The 17,494-nt window shown below is 43.6% G+C and carries 17 protein-coding genes, 4 tRNA genes and 1 pseudogene; 10 read left to right on the forward strand and 12 right to left on the reverse strand.

The window, feature by feature from the left end:
- Positions 1-123: 123 nt before the first annotated feature.
- The 12 genes from rlmM to hemA all read right to left on the reverse strand — a co-directional run bounded on the left by rlmM (position 124) and on the right by hemA (position 11,522).
- The gene (rlmM, locus tag D9603_RS14905) at positions 124-1,209 is read right to left on the reverse strand and encodes a 23S rRNA (cytidine(2498)-2'-O)-methyltransferase RlmM (RefSeq protein ID WP_128731912.1); all 1,086 of its coding nucleotides are present in this window, start codon (positions 1,207-1,209) and stop codon (positions 124-126) included.
- A 21-nt stretch (positions 1,210-1,230) separates the two neighbouring features.
- Positions 1,231-1,599 carry a DUF423 domain-containing protein gene (locus tag D9603_RS14910; protein ID WP_128731913.1) on the reverse strand — a complete coding sequence of 123 codons (369 nt, stop codon included), beginning with the start codon at positions 1,597-1,599 and terminating at the stop codon, positions 1,231-1,233.
- Entirely contained in the window at positions 1,592-2,230 is a 639-nt protein-coding gene (locus tag D9603_RS14915) for an alpha/beta family hydrolase (protein ID WP_128731914.1), read from the reverse strand. Before D9603_RS14915 ends, D9603_RS14910 begins: the two co-directional genes overlap by 8 nt.
- Positions 2,227-3,132: a transcriptional regulator GcvA gene (locus D9603_RS14920; RefSeq protein ID WP_010370478.1), complete on the reverse strand. Its 906-nt coding sequence runs from the start codon at positions 3,130-3,132 to the stop codon at positions 2,227-2,229. The genes D9603_RS14915 and D9603_RS14920 overlap by 4 nt, the downstream gene beginning before the upstream one ends.
- A gap of 85 nt (positions 3,133-3,217) precedes the next feature.
- Positions 3,218-4,072 carry a 3-deoxy-8-phosphooctulonate synthase gene (kdsA, locus tag D9603_RS14925; protein WP_128731915.1) on the reverse strand — a complete coding sequence of 285 codons (855 nt, stop codon included), beginning with the start codon at positions 4,070-4,072 and terminating at the stop codon, positions 3,218-3,220.
- A 10-nt stretch (positions 4,073-4,082) separates the two neighbouring features.
- Positions 4,083-5,333, reverse strand: a complete 1,251-nt coding sequence (locus D9603_RS14930) for a DUF819 family protein (protein ID WP_128731916.1) — start codon at positions 5,331-5,333, stop codon at positions 4,083-4,085.
- Positions 5,334-5,368: 35 nt separating this feature from the next.
- Positions 5,369-6,199, reverse strand: a complete 831-nt coding sequence (locus tag D9603_RS14935; RefSeq protein ID WP_170178651.1) for a tetratricopeptide repeat protein — start codon at positions 6,197-6,199, stop codon at positions 5,369-5,371.
- 156 nt (positions 6,200-6,355) lie between these two features.
- On the reverse strand, positions 6,356-6,730 hold the full coding sequence (locus D9603_RS14940; protein ID WP_125250442.1) for a SirB2 family protein: 375 nt from the start codon (positions 6,728-6,730) through the stop codon (positions 6,356-6,358).
- 8 nt (positions 6,731-6,738) lie between these two features.
- On the reverse strand, positions 6,739-8,280 hold the full coding sequence (locus D9603_RS14945; protein WP_128731917.1) for a response regulator: 1,542 nt from the start codon (positions 8,278-8,280) through the stop codon (positions 6,739-6,741).
- A gap of 48 nt (positions 8,281-8,328) precedes the next feature.
- A complete protein-coding gene (prmC, locus tag D9603_RS14950; protein ID WP_128731918.1) occupies positions 8,329-9,171 on the reverse strand; it encodes a peptide chain release factor N(5)-glutamine methyltransferase in 843 nt (280 codons plus the stop codon).
- A complete protein-coding gene (gene prfA, locus D9603_RS14955; protein WP_128731919.1) occupies positions 9,171-10,259 on the reverse strand; it encodes a peptide chain release factor 1 in 1,089 nt (362 codons plus the stop codon). The genes prmC and prfA overlap by 1 nt, the downstream gene beginning before the upstream one ends.
- A gap of 6 nt (positions 10,260-10,265) precedes the next feature.
- On the reverse strand, positions 10,266-11,522 hold the full coding sequence (gene hemA, locus D9603_RS14960) for a glutamyl-tRNA reductase (protein ID WP_128731920.1): 1,257 nt from the start codon (positions 11,520-11,522) through the stop codon (positions 10,266-10,268).
- A 210-nt stretch (positions 11,523-11,732) separates the two neighbouring features.
- Between hemA and lolB the strand changes: the two are divergent.
- From lolB to D9603_RS15010, 10 genes and pseudogenes are all read left to right on the forward strand, one after another.
- Positions 11,733-12,191, forward strand: a pseudogene (gene lolB, locus D9603_RS14965) (lipoprotein insertase outer membrane protein LolB); the annotation flags it as partial.
- The gene (gene ispE, locus D9603_RS14970) at positions 12,188-13,036 is read left to right on the forward strand and encodes a 4-(cytidine 5'-diphospho)-2-C-methyl-D-erythritol kinase (protein WP_125250448.1); all 849 of its coding nucleotides are present in this window, start codon (positions 12,188-12,190) and stop codon (positions 13,034-13,036) included. The pseudogene lolB and the gene ispE, both read left to right, overlap by 4 nt.
- A gap of 93 nt (positions 13,037-13,129) precedes the next feature.
- Positions 13,130-14,077: a ribose-phosphate pyrophosphokinase gene (locus tag D9603_RS14975; RefSeq protein WP_010370444.1), complete on the forward strand. Its 948-nt coding sequence runs from the start codon at positions 13,130-13,132 to the stop codon at positions 14,075-14,077.
- A 161-nt stretch (positions 14,078-14,238) separates the two neighbouring features.
- Entirely contained in the window at positions 14,239-14,847 is a 609-nt protein-coding gene (locus D9603_RS14980) for a 50S ribosomal protein L25/general stress protein Ctc (RefSeq protein WP_128731922.1), read from the forward strand.
- 19 nt (positions 14,848-14,866) lie between these two features.
- Positions 14,867-15,451: an aminoacyl-tRNA hydrolase gene (gene pth, locus D9603_RS14985; RefSeq protein ID WP_125250450.1), complete on the forward strand. Its 585-nt coding sequence runs from the start codon at positions 14,867-14,869 to the stop codon at positions 15,449-15,451.
- 95 nt (positions 15,452-15,546) lie between these two features.
- Positions 15,547-16,638 carry a redox-regulated ATPase YchF gene (ychF, locus tag D9603_RS14990; RefSeq protein WP_125250451.1) on the forward strand — a complete coding sequence of 364 codons (1,092 nt, stop codon included), beginning with the start codon at positions 15,547-15,549 and terminating at the stop codon, positions 16,636-16,638.
- Positions 16,639-16,986: 348 nt separating this feature from the next.
- Positions 16,987-17,063 (forward strand) — tRNA-Met (locus tag D9603_RS14995).
- Positions 17,064-17,183: 120 nt separating this feature from the next.
- A tRNA-Leu gene (locus D9603_RS15000) sits at positions 17,184-17,268 on the forward strand.
- A 36-nt stretch (positions 17,269-17,304) separates the two neighbouring features.
- Positions 17,305-17,379 (forward strand) — tRNA-Gln (locus tag D9603_RS15005).
- Between the two features lie 5 nt (positions 17,380-17,384).
- Positions 17,385-17,469 (forward strand) — tRNA-Leu (locus tag D9603_RS15010).
- Positions 17,470-17,494 lie beyond the last annotated feature (25 nt).

Raw genomic sequence — 17,494 nt, forward strand, 5'->3', positions numbered from 1 at the left:
CTAGCGATATAAAATCGCTCCTACCAATCAGCGAACCACTCGTGTGGGAGCCGTTTTACACGGCGATTTTGTAAAAGTGCTCGAGATGTAAAATCGCACCTACCACAAATAAGCACCTACCAATCAGCTATACAAGTTTTGTGGTACTTTCAATACATTAATGTGCACCGTGACTTCCTCACGATCGTGATATAAATGCTTTGCTTGAATTTCGTAGTCAACATTGTATTTTTGCAGCTCTTCATGAATTAAAGTGAGACATTCATACACACTGTCAAAACGCTTTTTCATTGGTAGCTTTAAGTTAAATATAAGCTCACGAGCAAACGCATTAACTATCCAATCTACCATCAAGTCTGCGACTCGGGTGGGCTTCTCAACCATATCGCAAACCAACCAATCAATATTGCGCTTTTCTGGGCGATACTTAAACCCATCTTCACGGAAGTGTTTCACTTGTCCTGTTTCCATCAAGTCTTCATTCATGGGTCCATTATCAATCGCAGCAACAAACATACCACGGCGCACAAGCTGGTACGTCCAACCACCCGGACACGCCCCCAAGTCAACTGCTCGCATGCCTGATCTCACACGTGTTTCTTGCTGAGCTTTTGGCACAAATACATGAAATGCCTCATCTAACTTAAGAGTTGAGCGGCTTGGCGCATCCGAAGGCATTCTAAGGCGCGGGATCCCCATAAAAAAAGGTGAATTGTTATCACTGAATGAATAACCCACATACGCTGTGTTATTCGCTAAAAACAGCACATGCAACACAGGTTTGGCAGACTTTACCTCACGAGTAAGTTTGTTTTGCTTTTCAAGCGCTTTTGATAAAGGCGTCGAAAACTTTTTACAGAATTTAGAAAGCTCTTTCCCCTCATTGGTATCCGGTGTTTCTACACGCAGCTCACCACACAAGGGGAAGTCCTGCACCGCCTCTTTTATCACACTGACTCTATCTTCAATCGGCATATCTGTTTGCAAAGTACCAACAAACCACTGTCTAGCAAATACCAGCTTTTTAAAGTCTATTTTCTTTGCTAATGTCTCAGCATCATTAGGCGAAAAACACTCAAACGTTACGTACGCAGTATTAGGTTTGGCTTTTACATAACCTGCAATACCATGCTTTGCAGCATAATGATTAATTTCAGCAGCGGCGTCATTTTCAAAACCACCACGACAATAGATAACGATACTCGACATCAGATTCTCAGTAAGACTTAATTAAAAGGAAGATTTAGCAGCTTGAATAATCAATAAGATCCAAGCTATCAAAAAACAGCTGCCGCCAATAGGCGTAATAGGGCCCAGCCACTTCATATTAGTTAACGCCAGTAAGTATAGACTGCCACTAAACAGCAATACGCCAGCGATAAAAAAGCCACCTACGAGCTGCACTTTTAGCCCCCATTTGATTAAAAATGCAGTCGCGATAATGGCAAGGCCATGGGTCATTTGGTACTGTGCAGCAGTATTAAAAATGCCAATCGCATACTCGCTTAGACGGCCTTTTAGACCATGTGCAGCAAAAGCCCCAAGCGCCACAGACAGCAAGCAAAATACACTACCCACGATGAGATAAAGTTTAGCCATGACAATGTTCCTTGATAAAGCTAGCAGCAATTGCTGCTGCATTGGCACGACTTTCAGCTTCACTAACACCGCTTACTTTACGCGGCTTTAATGAGTGATCGCCATCTTTTAGCCACTTTACCGTTATTTGCTCTGGGAAGCACATCGCATCCACTTCAGTGCGGTTGCCAAAGGTATCCCGCTCACCTTGTAAAATTTGCATTGGGCAGTTTAGCTCAGGAAAGTGATCTACTCTCAGTTTTTCAGGTTTTCCCGGCGGATGGAACGGATAACCAAATGCCAAAACACCTTGAAGATTTACTGATGTCTCGCAGGCCAACATCGAAGCCATGCGCCCCCCCATCGATTTACCACCAATAAATAGCGGTAAATCAGGCTCGACCGCCGCTAAGACTTGCTCAAAGTAAGCGAGTAATTTTGGAGCGCGTTCAGGCGGACGTTTTTTCTCTTCGCGTTTTGCTTGCTGCATATATTCAAAGTCAAACAAGCCCACTTGAACCCCCGCTGCAGCTAGTAACTTAGCCATTTCTTGCATAAAGTCACTGTCACTGCCAGCGCCAGCACCGTGGGCAAAAATAAATTGTGCAACTGGATTTTCTGCATAGTGCCATTCAATATTTACTGTGCTCATAAACTATTTAACTCTTGTTCGTGTTCTACCATACCGAGCATCCATTCTTTGAATGAGACAATTTTACCCAGTTCCGATTGCGACTCTCTAAATACTAAGTAGTAGGCGTTCTTACTTTCAAGGTGATGACTAAATGGAATAACCAGTCGACCTGCATCAATATCCGGCCTTGCCAGTACGCTATTGCCCAGCGCCACACCTTGGCCGTGAATTGCCGCCTGCAATACCATAGAGGAGTGACTGAAAATAGGCCCGGTATTGACCGCAACGTTTCTGACTCCCGCGGTTTTCATCCATGCCTTCCAAGCTCGCCGAGTAGTGTCATGCAATAAAGTATGTTGCGCGAGGTCGCTTGGCTGATTTAACGGCTTTGGACCCGTTAATAAAAATGGGCTACATAACGGCACGAAATACTCAGTATGTAATTTATGGGTTTGCACACCATTCCAGTTGCCACGGCCATAGTAAATCGCTACATCTACATCGTCGGTTAATGAATTGTCATCATGGTCCTGAGCTTTTATCCGTACATCGATTTCTGGGTGCAATTCATTAAAGTTACTGAGCCTTGGCACCAACCATTGAATCGCAAAGCTCGGCGTCAGGCTCACCGTCAGCGAGCCTTTTGCACCTCGCGCCAGCAATTTTTCAGTGGCATCAATTAACTGTGAAAAAATATCTTTTATATCGAGGTAATAGCCCTGCCCTTCCTCGGTTAACAGCAGCGAGCGGTTTTTGCGTAAAAACAACTTTAGCCCAAGATGTTCTTCTAAGATTTTAATTTGATGACTAACCGCTGCCTGCGTGACATACAGCTCCTCTGCTGCTTTGGTAAAGCTCAGATGCCGTGCCGCCGCTTCAAAGGCCTTTAATGCGTTTAATGGTGGAACTCGTCGTGACATTTATTCATGCCTATAAAAAACCCGCAATACGCGGGCAATTAATATAGCCAAGCAATCAAGTCACACTAGATTGCTTGGCTATAGATTATAAATCAGCAGCACTGGTGTCCAGTGGCGCAAAACTTTTAACAAGCTCATCTACTGCCTTCATTTGCTGTAAATAGCCTTCAAGCTTAGCAAGCGGCAGCGCACAAGGGCCGTCACACTTTGCTTCATTTGGATTTGGGTGCGCCTCAATAAAAAGTCCAGCTAATCCCAGCGCCATACCACTTCGAGCAAGTTCTGCTGCTTGAGCACGACGGCCATCAGCAGAATCGCTACGGCCACCAGGGCGTTGTAGCGCATGTGTCGCATCAAAAATCACTGGTGCCATACGCTTCATGTCATCCATTCCCAGCATATCAACAATGAGGTTATTGTAGCCAAAGCTACTTCCACGCTCGCACAAGATCACCTTGTCGTTACCAGCTTCATTAATTTTTTTAATAATGTGACGCATTTCGTGTGGCGCTAAAAACTGAGGCTTCTTCACATTTATCACCGTGCCAGTTTCTGCCATCGCGACAACCAAGTCAGTTTGACGGGCTAAGAAGGCCGGTAATTGAATAACATCCGCAACTTCTGCTACCGGTTTTGCTTGAAATGGCTCATGTACATCAGTGATCACTGGTACATTAAAAGTCTTTTTGACTTCTTCAAAAATCTTTAAGCCTTCTTCCATGCCAGGGCCACGGTAAGAATTGATTGACGAGCGATTGGCTTTATCAAATGACGCTTTGAATACGTATGGGATCCCAAGCTTACTCGTCACTTCAACATAATGCTCTGCGATTTGCATTGCCAAGTCACGTGACTCAAGCACATTCATGCCACCGAACAGCACAAACGGCTTATCGTTAGCAACCTCACGTCCAGCGACGTTAATAATATCTGTATTCATTTTTTATCCTTTAGCTACCAATCACACGAAGTAATTGTCCGCATAACCAAGCCATATATGTACCAAGCGCATAGCCAAGTACCGCTAATAACACCCCAACCGGCGCAAGCGCGGGATGAAATGCCGAAGCAACTACCGGGGCTGATGCTGCACCACCAATGTTTGCTTTACTGCCAACAGCAATATAAAACACTGGAGCTTTAATAATTTTAGCTACAATAAATAATAGCCCGACGTGCACCGCCATCCAAATAACACCAATAACAACATATTTAGGTGCTTCCACAATCTTGGTAATATCCATGTGTAAGCCTATCGTTGCAACGAGTATGTACAAAAAGCTTGAGCCAATTTTTGATGCGCCAACCGCTTCGTACTGGCGAGCTTTGGTGAACGATAACGCCAACCCAATCGTTGTCACTAATACAATGATCCAAAAAAGCTTGCTATGAAGTGAAAATTTCTTTAGCTCTGGATAGTTAGCGCTGAAAAATGGCACAAGTAGATCGGCAGCAAAGTGCGCCAACCCCGTAGCGCCAAAGGCAAACCCAACAAGGATCATAAAGTCTTTTAACTCTGGACGTCTTGCGTGTTCAGCCTCAAACGCCTGGACTTTGTCAATTAGTCGGTTGATTGAGGAGGTATCTGCACCCGTTTTAGCGTCAATTTCTTTATTTCGCGCCGCCATATAGAGCAAGCACGCCATCCACAGGTTTGCGACAACAATATCAACCGTTACCATGATGGTGAAGATTTCTCCGCCTGCACCATAAATCTCTTTCATAGCCACCATATTGGCACCACCACCAATCCAACTTCCTGCAAGCGCAGCCATACCGCGCCATACGGCTTCTGGACCAGTTACACCGAGTAGTTCTGGCATAAAAGTAGCTGTAAGTAAAAGCGCAATTGGACCACCAATCACCACACCCACCGTTCCCGTCAAGAACATGATAATTGCCTTTTTGCCTAACCCAGCGATAGACTTAAGATCAATGCTTAAAGTGAGCAATACTAGACAAGCAGGGAGCAAATAATACTTTGCAACGGTATATACATCATTGTTATTACCATCAACGATACCAAATGTGTTGAGCAACGACGGTAAAAAATAACACATTAATAGCGCGGGAATATACTTATAAAACTTCGCCCAAAAGCCACTCTTTTGGCTAGAGGTGTAAAAAACGAAGCCTAGGATGACGGCCAACAGTCCCATAATGACCGCATTATTTGTAACAAGCGCAGTACTTTGCTCCATAACTCCTCGCTGTTATTATTTTTATGACACTATTTTTAATGCAGAATATTGTTATGATCTGCCAACTCTTTTATTTGGTGTTGGATCACTTCAATAGTCGGATCGTCAGGACATTCATCAATAAAAAATTGCAAATCATCCTTTGCCATTTTTGGGCAATTTAATTGATTCAACAAATAACCTCTATCACGGCGTTCATAAGGATCATCGCCTAATATATCCATTAGTTGTTCAACACAACTCAACGCATGACCAAACTTTTCTACTGCAATAAAGGCCCATTTTTGCTGAGATAGGTATAGCTTTACGGATTCTTCGTTGAAAATCAGCTCCATAGGTTCTTGATCTTGCTCTTGGTCTTTTTTACTTTCATTCTCCGGCATAATATACCAAGTTTGATGACCAGAGCTTGGTTCAACGACATATCCTTCTTCTTCACTCAGTGCAACATGAACAATAATTTCACCTTGACTTAAGGCCAAGCTCGCATTGAGTTTTGCGCGCTCAAGTAAGTGAACTAAAATAAGTCCTAGTGCAGTATTGGTGCCGCTGCGCATTGAAAGTGCATAACAAACGCTGTTGAGTTTGTACTCAGGAACGTCTTGACTACTGCCACTAAATAACCATTGAGTATAAAAAGCATCTAAAACGCCATCTAAACACTTATGCTGGTTTTTTTGTTTTTGGCGGATCTCATCCACGGCAAATTCAAGTTCAGCTAACTGACATAACGTTTCATTGGTGTCAGCCTGTGCATCCCAACTTTGCTCAGCCTTGATACAACGGATCAAGGGTGGGTAGGAAAATGCATCTGAATTGTCATCGAGAGATAAGTCATTCTCATCTAACCAGATATCATTCTTCATAGAATTCAGTTTCTCTTGAATGCTTTTATTAAGAGCGACTAGTTTACCACTTTTTGTCATATTGCCAAAAGGCGTAAAAAAGTAATCCTAGTCGCGAACTAATTAAACCGAATCTCGGTTAATTACAGAGGTGCTATAGAAGCGCTATGATGTCGGTTAAAAAAGCAAGCTTTGCTTGCTAACAGCTAAGTGTGCGATTGCCAGCAATACAAGCGTTGCTGTGCCAAGGGCTATTATTTTTATTTTCTTAGCTCCTGCTTTTGCAATCACAAAACCAAGTGCTATGTAACCAAACACTAATATAATTTTTTGTAACAACCAAGGCTGCTGCCCCGGGCTCAACCCTGCAGTCACAGCTAGAACAACAGCAGTGATCAGCAATAAAGTATCAACACTGTGACTGGTAATGAACACACCTTTATTTGCTGCTAACTTGCCAGAACCCAAGCGTGAAAATGCACGGGTGTAAAACAGCACAATACTCAATACCACAAACAATAAATGCGTGTGTTTTAACGCCATATAATCCATAAAAATCTCTAGTCAGGGAATCGTTGTAAGATTGATTCTAACTCATTTATACAGCGATTGAATACATCTACAAGTGTAGGATCAAAGTGTTTACCTCTTTGTGCGGTAATTTCGCGCAGTGCGTCTTCTTTGCTCCATGCTTCTTTATAACAGCGCTTGTGACGTAGTGCGTCATATACATCTGCCAGCGCTACAATCCTGCCGTAAAGGTGGATCTCATCACCTTTTTTCCCTTTAGGGTAGCCACTACCATCCCATTTTTCATGGTGATCTCTAGCTATCAACGCGCCTGCACTAACAATTTCTCGGCGTGAGTCTTTGAGTAATTCAAACCCTTTTTCAGTGTGGGTCTGCATTACTTTCCATTCTTCATCTGTAAGCTTACTCGGTTTGTTTAAAATGGCATCGGGGATCCCCACCTTGCCAACATCGTGTAGAGGTGATGCCATTTTGACAAGCTCTGCCTCTTTGTCGGACAAACCTATTTCCTTAGCTAAGGCATGACACAGATAAGCCACCCTTTTCACATGATTTCCTGTGTTTGTTGAGTGTAACTCCAACGCTTCGCTCAAGCGGATCACTAACTCTTGCTGGGTATCTTCTATTTCAGCTTGAAGCTGCACGTTTTCGTATGCTAACTGCATATTCTGCGCAAAAATATCAATCAGGTGTCTTTGAGTTTCAGTCAAAAACTCAGGGATCCCAGACACAAACAGCATCGAAGCGTGGTTATAATCGCTAGAACAATACGCAAATAGATAGTTATCTTTGTAAACAATATCTTTTTCTTGAAGCGCTTTTCGACAAGCATCCATTTGGTCACTGCTTAACACTTCGGCGATAGGTTTACCCTCGCTGCTTTCAAACTCACCGCGCCCTGCAAACACCACTAACTGGTCATTACTTTGTCCAGCTTCTTTACCTGCTGCAAGGGAGGTTGCATACATAGCCTGATCAACAGTACCAAGGAGCGACGTCAACTGCTGAAGCACTCCTTCTATAAAGCTCTCGATTGAATGTGTCGCGAAAATATCTCGAGATGCTTTAATAATTTTTTCCAGCCCCTGTCTAGATTGGTCAATAGCCAAAATATCTCGATACGAACGCAAACTCGACATCACGACGGTAAAAAGCTTTTGCGCTGTCAGTTCAGTTTTTGACTTGTAATCATTAATATCATAATTAACTATCACTTGGCGCTCTGGCGCTTGGCCAGGCTGCCCCGTTCTTAGAATGATACGGATGTGGTTGTTCTTGGCTACTTCACGAATGTACTTAGCAACTTGTAAGCCAGCATCATCGCTTTCCATCACCACATCAAGCAGTACAACCGCTGCATCAGGGTGACTATCCACAACCTTTTTTGCTTCCTCGCCGGAATAGGCACTAATAAACTCGAGCCGTTTATTCTGAAACTCAAAGTCACTGAGCGCCAACTTAGTTACCGCATGCACCTCAGGTTCATCATCAACAATAATGACCTTCCAAGTACCAACCTTTTCGGGTTCTACTACATCAGCGGGTTCATCTGAAAACAAAAAATCATCCATATTGCGGATCCTATTGAAGCGCCTAATTCTGGTGTGGATTCGTGGCTTTTAAGGCAGCATTGCCAACGTCACTCTATCACACCCTGCCATATCTTTTATGGTAAGTATATTAATATACGCCATTTCTGCAAAAAACTGACGGATCTTATCCGCTTGCTCAAAGCCATGCTCGAGTAGTAGATAACCGCCAGCGTTTAAGTGCTGTTTGGCGCAGGTAATAATATGAAAAATATCAGCATAACCTTGCATCTCAGCGACTAACGCACTGCGCGGCTCAAACCTGACGTCGCCTTGAGATAAGTGATGATCTTCCTCATCTATATACGGTGGATTACTGACGATAAGATCAAACCGCTGCTCAGCCAAAGCGTCGAACCAGTCACTTTGTAAAATGGTCACGTTATCAAAGCCTAACTGAGCTTGATTTTCCTTAGCTAACGCAACTGCTGCCGCTGAAGCATCAACCGCGGTGACTTCCCATGAGGGGTATTCACTCGCTAAAGCTAAGGCAATTGCTCCAGTGCCTGTGCCTAAGTCTAGCACTTTTGCATCATTTGGCATGGTCAGTGTGAGTACATGCTCTACTAATGTTTCTGTATCAGGTCTTGGAATAAGTGTGCTGTTGTTAACCTTAAGCGGTAAGCTCCAGAACTCTCTTTGGCCGGTAATGTGTGCGACTGGTTCACCGGTGATGCGACGTTTGATGTAAGTTTCGAACAATGATTGTTGAGGCTTTGAGAGCTCCGCTTCAGGCCATGTAAAGAGGTAAGTGCGGTTTTTTTCAATGACGTGAAGTAACAGCACTTCACTGTCTAGCTTTGCTGATTCGGAGTAGTCATGCAGTTGTTTAGTTGCCCAAGCAATAGCCTGGGCAATAGTGAGCACTGACATCAATCGCCATCACTCATTGCTGCAAGTAGGTCGGCCTGATATTCAATCACAAGCGGATCAATAACCGCACCAAGCTCTCCCGACATTACTTCGTTTAGGCGATAAAGTGTTAAATTTATGCGGTGGTCAGTGATACGTCCTTGAGGATAATTATAGGTACGAATACGCTCAGAGCGGTCACCGCTACCTACTAAGTTACGGCGCTCAGACGCTTCTGCTGCGGCTCGCTTTTCGTCTTCAGCTTGTTGTAAACGAGCGCTCAGTACTGACAAGGCTTTAGCTTTGTTCTTATGTTGTGAACGCTCATCCTGACACTCCACCACTACACCTGTTGGTAAGTGCGTAATACGGATGGCAGAATCCGTTTTGTTGACGTGCTGACCACCGGCACCTGAGGCACGGAAAGTATCAATTTTTAAATCTGATGGATTAATTTCTATGGCTTCGGCTTCAGGAATTTCTGCCATCACCGCCACTGTACACGCAGAAGTATGTACCCGACCTTGCGACTCTGTTTCAGGTACTCGCTGCACTCGGTGCGCACCAGACTCAAATTTAAGTTTTCCGTAAACACCGTCACCACTAATGTTTGCGATCACTTCCTTATAACCACCATGCTCACCTTCGTTGACACTGATGATTTCTACGCGCCATTTTTGTGTTTCTGCGTAGCGGCTATACATACGGAATAAATCACCTGCAAAAATGGCAGCTTCATCACCTCCAGTGCCTGCACGCACTTCTAAAAACACGTTATTATTGTCTTTTGGATCTTTAGGTAACATTAGTACCTGGAGGTCATCTTCAAGTGCTGCAATAGCTGCCTTGGCTTCTTTGTACTCTTCCTGCGCCATTTCTCGCATATCTGGATCTGAGTCTTTTAGCATTTCTTCTGCAGTTGCTACGTCTTCCTGAGCCTGTTGGTAGGCTGTAAACGCTTTAACTACATCTTCTAATTCTGAGAACTCTTTAGATAAGGCGCGAAAGCGGTTCTGATCGCTAATTACCTCAGGTGAGCTTAGCATGGCTTGCACTTCTTCATAGCGCTCTACTAAGGTTTCTAACTTACGATATACAGACTCTTTCATTAACTGTTATTCCTGCTCAATTCCTAATGTTTGCTTAAGTTGCGCTAACTTGTCGATATTACCTTCTTTCGCAGCCTCTTGAATGGCGCGTGTGGGTGCATGGGTTAGTCGATTACTCAGCTTATTTGCTAATTCGATAATAATTTTTTCTGCGTCTTTGCCCGATTGTAGCTGATTTAACGCTTTTTCTACGAGCTCATTTTTTATTTCTTGTGCACTTTGGCGATATTGCCGAATGACATCTACGGAGTGCAGCGAGCGCTGCCACTCAGAAAACTCTTGGGTACGAACATCAATAATTTGCTGCGCTTCAATAGCAGCCTGCTCACGGCTTGCCAAATTTTCATTCACAATGGCCTGAAGGTCATCAACAGAGTAAAGGTAAGCAGCATCTAGCTCTGATACCTGACTTTCAATATCGCGAGGTACTGCAATATCGATAAATAACATTGGCTTGTGTCGACGCTTTTTAAGCGCCTGCTCAACCATACCCTTCCCTATAATCGGCAAAGTACTGGCCGTGGAACTAATGACAATATCGGCATCAGGTAACGCCTCAGGAAGCTGTGCCAACGAAATCACACTCCCGCCTATTTCTGTTGCTAGGTTTTGCGCACGCTCAATGGTTCTATTCGCAACAGTAATAGATTTAGGGTTATGCTGCGAGAGGTGTTTTGCTACCAGTTCAATGGTTTCACCAGCCCCTATCAGTAATACCTGTGTTCTGTCTAACTGGCCATAAATGTGCTTAGCTAAATTTACCGCGGCATAGGCGACTGAAACAGCACTGGCACCAATGTCTGTCTCTGTACGCACCTGCTTTGCCACTGAAAATGTTTTTTGAAATAGTCTCTCAAAGGTCGGATGAATAGCTTGATGTTGCTTTGCTGTACTAAACGCCTGTTTGATTTGCCCAAGGATCTGCGGTTCACCGAGTACCAAAGAGTCCAGCCCACAAGCCACACGCATTAAATGGTTTACGGCATCTTGGTTCATATGCACATAGACATTTTCCGTTAAGGCTCGTTGCTCTATGTTATGAAACTCAGATAGCCAATTGAGTAATGCTTGGGGATCAGCAGACTCAAGGCTACAATAGATTTCGGTTCGATTGCAGGTCGACACAATCACAGATTCTTTAAACTGCGAAGAATGTTGGAGTTGGTGCAATGCTTCTGTAAGCTGTTCTGGAGAAAACGCCACTTTTTCACGTAATTCTACAGACGCGGTTTTGTGATTGATACCAAGTGCGATGATGGTCATAGATGCCAGTATTGCTCGAGCCCTGCTTTAAAGTCGGCAATTTTACCAAAAATCAATCGAATATGGAAAGTAAGGAAAGGCCTTTGAGACAACTTCATTTGATTTTACTCATATTTTTATTAATTTTAACAGGCTGTGCGCAACAATTACCTCAGCAAAATGCGGCACAAGACTGGCGTTCTAAGCTAAAACAACAAAAAAAATTGGCAAGCTCGAGGTAAACTTGCATTCATTGCTCCAGACAATCGTCAATCAGCCAACTTTAATTGGTATTTAAAGGAAAACAAACAAAATCTGATCTTAACTAGCTTTGTCGGCACCCGTATATTTGAACTTGCTGAGCTAGACACACACTCTGAACTGACCTTTGAAGACAATGTCCACAAAGGTATGGACAGTAGTGACTTAGTCAAACGCTTAAGTGGACTGTCGCTACCTGTAAACCAAGCTCCACAGTGGTTAACTGGACAAGTTCAAGCACCAGCCAACAAACTTGATGATCTTGGTAGAATAAGCAATACACAATGGCAAAGCCCATCAGGCCGAGTGTGGCAAATCACCTATCAACAATATAAAATGCAAGATGGCATGTGGTTACCGAGCCGTATGAAACTCTCATCGACCAACATTGAGGTCAAAGTACTAATCACTTCATGGCAGTTCAAATGAAGACACTGACACTAAGCGCTCCGGCAAAATTAAATCTTTTTCTGCATATCAACGGTCGTCGAGAAGACGGCTACCATGAGCTAGAAACTTTATTTACTTTTTTAGATTTTGGCGATGAGTTAGCCTTTACACTCACCGACACCAATCAAAATATCATTATTACTGGCGACACTGCGGATATCCCACTTGAGCAAAACCTCATTTATAAAGCCGCTAAAACACTCGAGCCGTACAAAAAAGTTACAGCAGGAGTCGAAATCCACCTAAATAAAAAACTACCTATGGGTGGAGGGGTTGGAGGGGGCTCTTCGGATGCAGCAACCACATTGCTGGCACTAAATACACTTTGGCAATGTCAACTTACTATTTCAGAACTTGCAAAAATAGGCTTAGGTTTAGGTGCGGATGTACCTGTATTTGTCGAAGGTAAAACAGCCGTTGCACATGGTATTGGGGAGCAGCTTGAGCCAATGGATATTCCACAAAAATGGTATTTAGTGGTTGCCCCGCCGGTTCATGTCAGCACTGCATTAATCTTCACGCATCCAGATTTGCCTCGTGCTACTCCTAAGCTTAAAAACGGTTGGAAACTCTCGGATACAGGCAATGACTGTCAAACTCTTGTCAAAAAGCTTTACCCCGAGGTTGAAAAGACCCTCACGTGGTTGCTAAAATATGCACCAACCAAAATGACTGGTACTGGAGCTTGTTGTTTCGCGGAGTTTGAAAATCGTGAGGCAGCGCTGCGTGTGCTCGAAACTCTACCATCATCTTGGCAGGGCTTTATTGCCCAAAATACAAGTGAGTCAATTTGTCATCGACAATTACGCGCTTGGCAAAACTAGAAGTAAATTGTTTAAGTTAGCTTGTTTTGACTTTTTTATTTCATGGTCATTGCATGTTAGTCCAAAAAAATTCAGTGCCTGAGGAACCCTACCGTGCCCGACATGAAGCTCTTCGCTGGTAACGCAACACCTGAGCTAGCTCAAAAAGTTGCAAAACGTTTGTTTATAGAGTTAGGTGATGCCGTTGTTGGCCGTTTTAGCGACGGTGAAATTAGCGTTCAAATCAACGAAAACGTTCGTGGTTCAGATGTATTCATCATCCAATCAACATGTGCTCCTACAAATGATAATTTAATGGAGTTAATCGTCATGGTTGATGCGCTACGTCGTGCATCTGCTGGTCGTATCACAGCCGTTATTCCTTATTTCGGTTATGCACGCCAAGACCGCCGAGTGCGCTCTGCTCGTGTTCCAATTACTGCAAAAGTGGTAGCAGATTTCCTATCAAGTGTTGGTGTTGACCGTGTCCTTACTGTTGACCTACACGCAGAACAAATCCAAGGTTTCTTCGACGTACCTGTAGACAATGTATTCGGAAGCCCTGTGCTTATCGAAGACATGAAAGAGCGTAAGTTTGAAGATGTAGTCGTGGTTTCACCTGATATTGGCGGCGTTGTTCGTGCTCGTGCGATTGCAAAACTGTTAGACGATAAAGACCTTGCTATTATAGATAAGCGCCGTCCGCAAGCTAACGTTTCTCAAGTGATGCACATTATCGGTGATGTAGCTGGTCGTGACTGTATTATCGTCGATGATATGATTGATACTGGTGGTACACTGTGTAAAGCTGCTGCTGCGCTTAAGGAACATGGTGCAAAACGCGTATTTGCTTATGCGACTCACCCAGTGCTTTCAGGTAATGCTGCTGAGAATTTACGTAACTCAGTGATTGATGAAGTTATCGTAACTGACTCAATACCTCTTTCAGATGAATTAAAAGCACTCGATAACATCAAAGTACTAACACTTGCAGATATGATGGCTGAAACTATTCGTCGTATCAGCAACGAAGAGTCTATCTCTGCGATGTTTCAACACTAATCAGCAATAAAACTGATTAGCCAAAAAGCACCTCTGGTGCTTTTTTTGTTTTATAGGTTTCATTGCAGGTGCGTTAGTGGTATATTAGCGCGCCTTTTTTAGGCAGGGAGCTTGGTCGCGAGCTCTCTGACATATTAACTTAAATTATTTTGGAGACATCCATGTCTGTATACAAATTAGACGCTGAAGTACGTTCTGACCTAGGTACTGGTGCGAGCCGCCGCCTACGTCGCGCTGACAAAGTTCCTGCAATCCTATACGGTGCTGGTAAAGATGCAGTTTCACTAACTCTTGACCACAACAAGGTATTAAAAGCGCAAGAAGACGAAGGTTTCTACACTCACATCCTTACGCTAAGCATCGGCGGTGAGTCTGTTGAAGCAATTCTTAAAGATATCCAACGTCACCCGTACAAGCCTAAGATCACTCACTTAGACTTCCAACGCGTTGATGCTTCACAGAAGCTACACACTAAGATCCCTGTTCACTTCATCAATGAAGAAAAAGCAGCGAAAGGCGGTAACACTATCGTTCACCAACTAACTGAAATCGAAATCACTTGCCTACCAGCAAGACTTCCTGAGTTCATTGAAGTTGACGTAGCGAATGTAGCTGCTGGTGAAACTCTACACCTATCTGATATCACACTTCCAGCAGGTGTTGTGTCAGTTGAGCTGGCTAAAGGTGCAGATCACGACCAAGCAGTAGTTTCAGTAAACGCTCCTAAAGCAGCTCCTGCTGAAGAGTCTGCTGAAGACGCAGCTGAGTAATTATTCAGGTGTTAGCACCTTGAATAATATTCAAATGCTTGTGGGCCTGGCAAATCCAGGCCCCGAATACGCAAACACCCGTCATAATGCTGGCGCATGGTTTATTGAAGAACTAGCCAGACGATACAACTGCCTCCTTAAACCAGACTCTAAGCACCATGGCCTTACTGGCAAAGTGCTCATCAACAATCAAGAGTTTAAATTACTGATCCCTACTACTTATATGAATTTGAGTGGTAAAGCAGTCTCGAGTCTTGCCAATTTTTATAAAATCCCCGTTGAGAGTATTCTCGTTGCTCATGATGAAATGGATATTGAACCCGGTATTGCCAAACTTAAAAAAGGTGGCGGCCATGGTGGTCATAATGGTCTAAAAGACATCATAGCAAAAATGGCAAACAACAAAGAGTTTATGCGACTACGTGTTGGAATTGGCCATCCAGGACACAGAGACAAGGTAACTGGTTGGGTCTTAGGCAAAGCCCCACAAGCGGATCAAGAAAAAATTGAGGCCGCTGTTGATGAAGCAGTCAGATGTATGGAAATACTCGCAAAAGACGGTGTGTTAAAGGCGCAAAATAGACTACATTCATTTAAACCGTAACAGTTCACTGCTGCGACTTAATTGAGTCATACCTAAGCTTCTCGGTTCGCGAATGTGGATTGAGATAATACGGTAGAAATTTAGGAATAAACACTATGGGTTTTAAATGTGGCATTGTTGGTTTACCGAACGTAGGTAAATCTACTTTATTTAATGCGTTGACTAAAGCGGGCATTGAGGCCGCAAACTTTCCTTTTTGTACTATCGAACCGAATACCGGTGTAGTACCTGTACCAGATTCTCGTCTTGATCAGCTAGCTGAAATCGTCAACCCTCAGCGTACTATCCCAACCTCTATGGAGTTTGTAGATATTGCAGGTTTGGTTAAAGGTGCATCCAAAGGTGAAGGTTTAGGTAACCAATTTTTAGCAAACATTCGTGAAACCGATGCTATCGGTCACGTTGTACGCTGTTTCGAAAACGAAAATATCGTACATGTAGCAGGTCAAATTGATCCAGCTGAAGATATTGACGTTATCAATACTGAGTTGGTGCTTGCGGATATGGATGCGGCTGACCGCGCTGTACTGCGTAACGCTAAAAAAGCCAAAGGTGGCGACAAAGACGCGAAGTTTGAGCTTGTGGTACTTGAAAAAGTAAAAGCACATTTGGATGAAGGCTTAACACTTCGTTCGTTAGAGTTAACTAAAGAAGAAGCGGCAGCAATCAGCTACTTAAACTTCTTGACTATCAAGCCAACCATGTACATTGCAAACGTTAATGAAGATGGTTTTGAAAATAACCCTTTCCTTGACAAAGTACGTGAAATAGCTGCTGCTGAAGACGCCGTTGTCATTCCTGTGTGTGCTGCGATTGAAGCTGAACTGTCTGAGCTTGACGAAGAAGACAAGAAAGAGTTTATGGACGACTTAGGCCTTGACGAGCCAGGTCTTAACCGCGTTATCCGTGGTGGTTATGAACTATTGAAGCTGCAAACTTACTTTACAGCAGGTGTTAAAGAAGTGCGTGCATGGACTATCCCTGTTGGTGCAACAGCACCACAAGCCGCAGGTAAGATCCACACAGACTTTGAACGTGGCTTCATCCGTGCACAAACTATCGGCTTTGATGACTACATCGAATTCCGTGGTGAGTCTGGTGCAAAAGATGCAGGTAAAATGCGTCAAGAAGGTAAAGAATACATCGTTAAAGATGGCGATGTGATGAACTTCTTATTTAACGTGTAATCGTTTTAGCGATACGACATACCATAAAAAGGAGCTTAGGCTCCTTTTTTGTATCCCAAACCCGAAAAATTAATGTGAGATCAGACTATCTCGCTAAATAACCACTGCTTTGGGTAATTGATGTATTTCTCGCAGCCTGTTTTACACAATACCCTAGCTTAAAATTCAATCGGCATTGTTAAAGATTTGCAATTCCCCCTTAGGATTTGATATAAAAACAAGCCGTTTCGCTTAATTTATCTGCAAACAAACTGTGATAACTGATTTTTTGCAAAAAAGGTGTTGACGGCTTGGGGGCATATACGCATAATACGCCCCGCATCAGCGATGATGAGAAGTTAAAAAGATGGCTATGTAGCTCAGCTGGTTAGAGCACATCACTCATAATGATGGGGTCCCCTGTTCAAATCAGGGCATAGCCACCATATTTTAACTACTACCAAAACTCATCTAGCTAGCAAAAAGATGTGCAAAAGTTTCGGAATTGGCAGTTGTCTAGATATAGACGCTGGATTTAGGTTCCAATAGCTAATGCAAAAAGATGTGCGGAAGTGGCGGAATTGGTAGACGCGCTGGATTTAGGTTCCAGTATCTTCGGATGTGAGAGTTCAAGTCTCTCTTTCCGCACCATGTTCTCGATTAGAACTAAAATAATCAAGTTTTCGTTGGAGTATCGCCAAGCGGTAAGGCAGCGGGTTTTGATCCCGCCATTCCCAGGTTCAAATCCTGGTACTCCAGCCAACAATGCGGAAGTGGCGGAATTGGTAGACGCGCTGGATTTAGGTTCCAGTACCTTCGGGTGTGAGAGTTCAAGTCTCTCTTTCCGCACCATGTTCTTTTAAGTCAGAACTAAAAA

The organism is Pseudoalteromonas sp. PS5 (assembly GCF_004103255.1).
In the GTDB taxonomy this organism is placed as follows: Bacteria; Pseudomonadota; Gammaproteobacteria; order Enterobacterales; family Alteromonadaceae; genus Pseudoalteromonas; species Pseudoalteromonas peptidolytica.